Genomic DNA, 7,718 nt, shown 5'->3' on the forward strand with positions numbered 1-7,718 from the left:
GGTGGGGGTGAGAATCTCGCTGTGTAAAAAGGGGCGAGGCGGCGGGGGGACGTCGGCATGCAGGGAAGTGGTAGGGGCACAGGCGCTCAGCAAGGCCAACATGGCGGTCAGGGGGAGAAGCCAGTATAACCTGCAGGTGAGAAAGGATGGCTGGCTGGTAAGCATGAGCCTCCGGTGAGATGAGTATATCACGACCTCCGAGAAGGAGCGGAGTGCCTTCTCGGAGGTGGCAGGGGGTATGTCCTGTGGAAAGGACAATGCTATACTATTTTTGTTCCATCCGTTGCGTTCTTTCCTTTTTTTCTTCCCATGGCCAGGAGGTTTTTTATGAAGCCGCAGGTCGAGATCGTCCAACCGGGAGCGTTGCTCGATTCTACCGGTGCTCTGGCACAGGTGGGCTGGTCGCGGCAGCCACTGCTCGATTGTAATCTTGAAATGGCCCGTTTTTACCGGCTGCGTTTTTTTCAACGCTTTCGCATGAAGCGCTGGGATTATTATGCCGTTTTTACGCCACGGCGTTTCTTCTCGGCCACCATTGCCGACCTGGGCTATGCCGGCAACGTTTTTGTGTACATTCTTGACTTTGCAACCGGGGAACTGCATGAAGAAGGGCTGGTTATCCCGCTGGCCCGTGGGGTGGTTTTGCCGCGTAATAGTACAGAGGGAGTCTCTCGTTTTGAAAATAAAAAAGTTCGGCTGGATTTCTCGGTCACCCCCGAGGGACGCCGGGTTGAGGTCTGGTGGCCGGGTTTCAACCGGGGGCGGGGGCTCAGCGCGGAGATTCTTCTTCACTGCCCGCCGGAGCAGGAGTCGATGAACATTGTGATCCCGATTGGCAGGCGGCGCTTTTACTTCAACCGGAAGATTAACTGCCTGCCGGCGGAAGGGAGCCTTCAATACGGGGCTGAGACCGAAAGGCTGATGCCCACGGAGAGCATCGGCTCTCTGGATTGGGGGCGCGGGGTCTGGGAGTATCGCAGTTTCTGGAACTGGGCCAGCGCTTCGGGCTTTTTGCCAGATGGACGTACGGTAGGGTTCAACCTTGGGTGCGGGTTTGGAGATACCTCCGCGGCTACTGAGGACGCTTTTATCCTGAACGGACGGATTCATAAACTGGGGGCGGTCAGGTTTGACTACGACCCCTCAGACTATATGAAGCCCTGGCGTTTTTCAGATCAGGAAGGCCGGTTGGATCTGGAGTTGACCCCCTTTAAGGTGCGTGTGGCCCGCACCAACCTGGGAATAATTTTCAGTGAGGTGCATCAAACCTTCGGGCGGTTGAATGGCAGGGTTACCAGTGATGCTGGAGAAACGATGAATATTGAAAATTTAATCGGTTTCACCGAGGAGCACCACGCCCGCTGGTGATGAAAGACGCCGCTCATCCTGTCAGGGGCCTGTTCCATTCGCGCATGGCGTTTTCCATACAGGAAGCGAGGGCGCGGTAGCGGGCGAAGCGCTCATCGTACAGGTGTTTTCGGGCGGCATCGGGTTCAAAGCGGTCTTTCTGATGCACCATGGCAGAGATCCCTTCCTGCAGGGAAGAAAAGCGCCTGGCGCCGACCCCGGCAAGGATCGCTGCACCCAGAGAACCGGCTTCGTGCACCTGGAGACGGACAAAGGGTATTCCCAGAATGTCGGCACTGAGCTGTACCCAGGCGTCGGACTGGCTCCCGCCCCCTGCGGCAGTGCACTCATGAATGACAATCCCTGTGCCGGGTAAACTTTCAAAACAATCGCGCAGGTAATACGTGGCCGCTTCCACTATCCCTTTAAGAATGTCGCCCCGGTTGGTTTCAAGCCTGAGACCGGCAATCACCCCGCTGGAATCTTTGATAAAGCGTGGAGGACCAGTGGTAGTGAAGTGAGGCAAGACGAAGACACTGGAAGGCCCTTCGGGGAGCTCGGCGAACAAAGCCGGATAGAGGCTGTCTCCGCTTTCGGTGGCCTGTCTGGCTTCGGCCCGGGCAAAGGTATTACGGAACCACTTGACCAGCACCCCGCCCTGATTATAAATGAAGCTTACAAACTGGCCGGGGGCGGCATGGTGCTCGGTGTTCAGCCCGCGCTCTATCATGACGCGGGGATCGGGCCGACGGGAGAAAACGGGTACGGCACAAAGGTAAGACCCCATACCGTACATGGCTCTTCCCGGTTCGATCACACCACACCCCACCGCATTACAGCACTGATCATGCCCCCCGCTGATGATGGGAGTTCCGGCTGGAATGCCCAGCTCTTCTGCGATCGGACGGGCAACTGCGCCGATCACCTGCCCGGAAGGAATGGTACATGGGAGTTTCTCGCGCTCCAGACCGGCCCACTGCAACAGTTCAGCGGACCAATCTCCGGAATCAAGGTCAAACAGAAGGGTGCGGTTGGCCAGGCTGTAATCTACACAGGGATCAGCGCCGAGCATGAAAGAGACAAACGCCCCCCAGGGAAGGAAGAGATCGGCACGACGGTAAAGCTCTGGCTGGTGGTTTTTAAGCCAGAGCAACTTGGTCAGGGTATAGGGGCTGCCCAGCGTGTTCCCGTTGATTGCGTAAAGGCGCTGGGGAGACATGCGGCTGGCAAGATCGGGCAGGTATTCATCTCCGCGGGCATCGAAATTGAGCATGGAAGGGCCAAGGATTTCGCGGTTGCGCGTGACCGGCACAACGGCTTCGCCCATGGAAGATACCGAGAGCCCATGCAATGGTTCACCCTTGAACCCGCCGTTTAACCCAACCATGGCTTTGCAAATGGTACGTTTGATTTGCCCCCAGACAAGGGGAGTCTCCAGCTCGGCCCAGCCGGGTTGTGGATGGCAGTAGTCGTATTCCTCGTAAGCCAGCGAACGCAGTTCACCGGTTTCTGAAAATACCGCCACCTTGCAGCCGCTTGTGCCTACATCAATCCCCATCAGGTTCATGCGCGGCCTCCATACCTTCCTTAGTGGGCATTACTTCGAAGTCGATCTGGTATGTGCGGCTCTCTCCCGGCTGGAGGATGGGCAATTCCCCTTTCATTCGGGTAGTGGCACGACCGCCCAGGCCGTTGCAGTTGGCCGGTTCAACACCTACCACATACGCTCCCATGCCCATCATTTTCCACTCCATCAGGTAAGGGAGGCTGGCTGTGGAATACTGCCAGCGAACGCATAACCCCAGCCTGGGGTTGTGGAATGCAACCGTTGCTTTCCCTGATGGATCGGGAATGGGCCGATGAATGAAAACCTGCTCACGGTAACCCGGGGTGGGTGGCTGGAAGCGATCCCATTCTGCCAGACCGCGGAGGGCCTCTTCATCTCGAGGAAGGGTTTCTTGAGTATTGAGCTGTAAACGGCTGTATTCGCTGACCAGTGGAAAGCCCAGGTTGAAGTGGTAGAGGATCATGTGCGGAGTTGCCTCAAAGCCCTCATTGGTCACGGTATCTTCTATCTGAATGCGTGAAGCCCCCAGGCTGGTGGTGATCTTTCGGCGCAGGACCAGGTTCTCTCGGAAGAGCGCCGCCTGACGGATCACCGCGCTGATCTCGAGCCGATAGGTTTCACCGTCCCAGTAGCTTCGCTGACTCAAGGAATCGGCCGGTGTGTTGCTGATGCGCCCGTGTAACCCGAAAGACTGGCTCTCATCTTCTGAAGGGACGCCGAATTGATCCAGTCCGCAGGTGGTGAGCAGGCCGCCGGTGAATGACCGCAACCAGCCAAAGCCCTCTGGTTCATAAAAGGACGGGTGGACCTCTCCAGCCGGGGAATACCAGGCCACCGGTATGCCCTGAAATTCGCAGAAGGTAAGATCCAGCGCCCGGTCTGCGTTGACCTGGAAGCGAAGCCCGCTCCCGGTCCACACATCGAGCAGGCGGCAGCCCCGGGCTTTGCCTTCGAGAGCTTCAACCAGGCGAATGCCCGCCAGCTGATCTATCCGGCCTACTCTGCTGAGCAATGCGGCTTTATCCCATGTTTGATTAAAGAATGGAGTCATGGTGTTGATTCCTGTCTCAGATAGAAAAATAAACCAGGGGAGCTGTTTCTGGACTCTTTCTTCCCCACTTTCTTCTCAATTGATTGTACTTTCCACAACCGGAGAGTGCAAGCGGGGTTTATGATGGTCGACAGGTATTCGTCAGACGGTTCTCGCGTGAAGGGTGAGGAAAAAGCGGGAAGCGGCCATGAAGGCCCGGCAGGGTTCGAATAACATCCCTCGATGGGGCCTGCGACCAAAAAGGGAGAAAAGAGTGGGCCCGGCAGGGTTCGAATAACATCCCTCGATGGGGCCTGCGACCAAAAAGGGAGAAAAGAGTGGGCCCGGCAGGGTTCGAACCTGCGACCAAGCGGTTATGAGTAAGGAAAGGGGCTGTTCCATTCCCCCACCAGCCCCGGTATGACTATTTCGCGATCAGATTCATCACGGGAGAGGCTTCTGCATGGGCCTCGAACACATCCGCATCAACCAGCGCAAGGTATCGTTTGACAATATCCAAACTCTGGTGTCCCAGAATCCTTTGAAGTGCGTAAGGGTTGTGTGTTTTCTTGAGGAAATTCACTGCAAAGGTATGGCGAAAGCGATGGACAAGGTGAGTCCTTCTAACTCCTGCTTGCTGACAAATACGTTTGATAACCCGATGAAGTGTATCGGGCCGAAATGGCTTGTTCTCGTCATCCACTACAAACAGGAAATCATCCTCAGTATAATTCCCTCGTTCTTTCTGAAGGTAGTCCTGTATAGCCTGTAAAGTTACTTCTGAGATTGGGACAACTCTCTCTTTTGCGCCTTTTCCAAACACTTTAATGCTTGAAGGATGTGAGGGGTTGAAATCACAGACTTTCAGATTGCATAATTCAGAATTGCGAATCCCTGTATCCAGTAAAACGAGAAGAATAGCGTAATTTCGTAATGGGTTTGGCTTGGCTATTGTGAAGGGACGTTTCCCTGGAATATTGAACTCTCGTGAACGGTGAAGAACGGAAAACATCCTCTGCAATTCTTCATAGGTGTACGGCTCAATAGCTCTGATTTCTGGCTTTGGGGGTTTAATTTTTCTAATCAGGTGGATATTGGTATATTCCTCTTCTATCAACCATGTCCATAAGGACGATAAGCCAATATAGACATTTCGCAAAGATTTTTTGGATAAATGAGAGAGGCTATTCAGAAAACGGCGAACATCGGTGGTGGTGATCGAGTCTATAGGCGGATCACTTTCTAAGAATTGTTGGAAATTCCTGAGAGTTCTCTCATAGTCAATCATCGTATTTTGACTGAGACATTGTGCCTTTTTGGCTTCGAGGAAGAGAGAGATTGCCTGGTTCAAAGATATTTGGTTGTTCATGGAAATCTTCTTGTAAAAAAAATTGAACCAGGTATTGATAACCCCAAATCATGGAAAACAAATCTGGCCTCACCGCGGACATTGGTGAGGCTGAGATGGCAGTGAAATGGCGGTTTTGAACTTATGCTAGCAAACTTTGAGCCTTCCCGCAAGCAACACAAAATTGGCGGGCTCCTCCTTCCTTGTGTTTGTCCCATATCTGGTTGGTTTTTGATTGCTTGCCACATATGGTGATAAAAAGTTGTAAATCAGGTGGATTTGTCCCCATATGTGGGGTTTCAAAAGTCGCCCACCATTTTTGGGACAGACACCCTTCCTTTTATTCCTTGACATAGTTCCCTGCCTAAGTACAATGGGACAAGAAAAAACTCAGCCCCGCCGATCTCCGCGGCGAGGCTGAGATGGCAACGCGGTCACGGCGCGTTGCGGCAAAAAGAGCATAGCAAACTTTTGCCGCCCGCGCAAGCGAACCGAAATGCATGCGTGGGCGATTATTTCTGGTTGTATTTGAAGGTGGGCAATTTTATTATCTACAAAATATAGCCTTTTCAAAAATCCAGGTGTGCTATGAATAGCTTTACGGCTCAACGAACCCGTGTAATATTTGGCGGACACGAAAAATTCACTTTTCGTTACGGTTGGCTAAAAAAGGGGTTGGATGCTGTTTTAGAAAACCCTGATATATTTTCACAAGAAGATGCTTTTGTCACTTTAGGGGTTGGTAAAAATATGGCGACATCCATTCGTTACTGGATGCTTGCCTTAGGAATATGCGAAAGCCCTTCAGAGCGCACTCGCACTTTACTACCAACTTCCTTAGGAAAGTCGTTGTTTACCGATGATGGGTGGGATCCCTACCTTGAAGATATTGGGTCTTTATGGCTTTTGCATTGGCAACTTGCAAGCAACCAACAACGTGGATTGATATGGCACCTGGTTTTTTCTCGCTACTTTGATATTGAATTTCGTAAAAATTCTTTGACCGAATTCCTGAAAAATCAATTGGTGCAACGAGGGATTGAAACCACAGAAGGTATGATTGAGCGAGAAGTGGATGTTTTTATTCGAACTTACGTTGCGGCGCAAAGTAGAAATAGAGATGGGGAAGAAAATTTGGATTGCCCTTTGGTAGATTTGAACTTGATACACTTCACTCCAGGTGATGGGGTTTACCGTTTTGATATCGGTGCAAAATCATCATTACCCTCTCCCATTATGGGATATGCAATATCCATTTTTTTGGAAGAAAAACTTTCTCATCAGCGAACTGTTACATTGGATGACTGTGTATATTCTCCGGGTAGCCCTGGCCAGATTTTCAAGTTAGACGAAAATAGCATGATTTCTTACTTAGAAGATTTGGAGGATCTTACAGGTGGAGCATTGAGGTTGCAAGAAACGGCTGGTTTACGTCAAGTTTATGTTCATGCGGCATTCAAGAATTTAGGGTGGGATTTATTGAGGAAATATTATGCCTGAATCTTTACTGAGCGAATTTATTCGTATTCGTTCCAACCGCTTACGTGCAGTTAGAATTGAGGATGATTTACCCAATGCTCATTTGTTGGAGGGGTACACCTTAACTGCACAAGCGCTCAATGCTCTAGAACGTATCGTAGATGGATTTGTTAACCATGCAAGAGCATGGACACTAACTGGTCCTTACGGTTCAGGTAAATCGTTTTTTGGGCTATTCCTGGCTCATTTGCTTGACCAACGTCGTCACGGACACGCTGCGGCCTGGGAAATAATCTCAAGAACATCGCCCTTGATAGCAGAACAGTTACAAAAAACTTTAGGAGAAAGAGGAAGTTTATTAACAGTTGCAGTTACAGGAGCGCGTACTACCCTACAGGAATGTTTGGCTCGCGGATTCCTCCAAGTGTTGGAAGCAGAAAATTTTCCCAACGACCTCAAGCAAACCCTCGAAAGTGTTTCCCATGGTGACAGTCGAACTTTCTTGAATTGGGTGAAAACCTTTGTTTCACAAACTGCCCAATTCAGAGAAAAAACTAGCGGAGTATTGATTCTATTTGACGAAATGGGGAAAGCACTGGAGCATGCCGCTTCTCATCCTCAGGAAAATGATGTCTATCTTCTTCAAGAATTGGCGGAATTTGCTTCTCGCAGCAACTCGCACTTATTAGTTTTTCTCGGAATACTTCATCAATCCTTCGAGGGATATGCTGCACTATTGGATCGGGCTACTCAACGCGAGTGGGCAAAAGTACAGGGGCGATTTGAAGATATTCCTTATCAGGAGCCTCCTCTCCAGCAAATTCGACTGCTCGCTAATGCCTTTGAGGATCCACTTATTACATTAACGTGAATTCGGGATAAGACGAGGATCTCCAAAGGGAGTAAACTTTTGTCACCACAACAGAAGTCGAAACCCAAGGAGACCC

6 protein-coding genes are annotated in these 7,718 nt (G+C 51.1%); 3 read left to right on the forward strand and 3 right to left on the reverse strand.

What is annotated here, in order from left to right; translation table 11 throughout:
- Window positions 1-327 precede the first annotated feature (327 nt).
- A complete protein-coding gene (locus ATHL_RS17730) occupies window positions 328-1,368 on the forward strand; it encodes a DUF2804 domain-containing protein (RefSeq protein WP_062196470.1) in 1,041 nt (346 codons plus the stop codon).
- Between the two features lie 13 nt (window positions 1,369-1,381).
- On the opposite strand, the gene ATHL_RS17735 is transcribed toward ATHL_RS17730, so the two are convergent.
- The 3 genes from ATHL_RS17735 to ATHL_RS17750 form a co-directional block, all read right to left on the reverse strand.
- Window positions 1,382-2,914, reverse strand: a complete 1,533-nt coding sequence (locus tag ATHL_RS17735; protein ID WP_062196472.1) for an FGGY-family carbohydrate kinase — start codon at window positions 2,912-2,914, stop codon at window positions 1,382-1,384.
- Window positions 2,895-3,965, reverse strand: coding sequence for an aldose 1-epimerase family protein (locus ATHL_RS17740; protein WP_062196474.1), 1,071 nt, complete (start codon window positions 3,963-3,965; stop codon window positions 2,895-2,897). Before ATHL_RS17740 ends, ATHL_RS17735 begins: the two co-directional genes overlap by 20 nt.
- A gap of 403 nt (window positions 3,966-4,368) precedes the next feature.
- Entirely contained in the window at window positions 4,369-5,313 is a 945-nt protein-coding gene (locus ATHL_RS17750; protein ID WP_062196477.1) for a tyrosine-type recombinase/integrase, read from the reverse strand.
- Between the two features lie 567 nt (window positions 5,314-5,880).
- Here ATHL_RS17750 and ATHL_RS17755 point away from each other — a divergent pair.
- On the forward strand, window positions 5,881-6,792 hold the full coding sequence (locus ATHL_RS17755; RefSeq protein ID WP_084001723.1) for a DUF4007 family protein: 912 nt from the start codon (window positions 5,881-5,883) through the stop codon (window positions 6,790-6,792).
- Window positions 6,785-7,642 carry a hypothetical protein gene (locus tag ATHL_RS19050; RefSeq protein ID WP_162787801.1) on the forward strand — a complete coding sequence of 286 codons (858 nt, stop codon included), beginning with the start codon at window positions 6,785-6,787 and terminating at the stop codon, window positions 7,640-7,642. Before ATHL_RS17755 ends, ATHL_RS19050 begins: the two co-directional genes overlap by 8 nt.
- The last annotated feature ends 76 nt before the right edge of the window (window positions 7,643-7,718 follow it).

It is taken from the genome of Anaerolinea thermolimosa (assembly GCF_001050195.2).
GTDB classification, from domain to species: Bacteria; Chloroflexota; Anaerolineae; order Anaerolineales; family Anaerolineaceae; genus Anaerolinea; species Anaerolinea thermolimosa.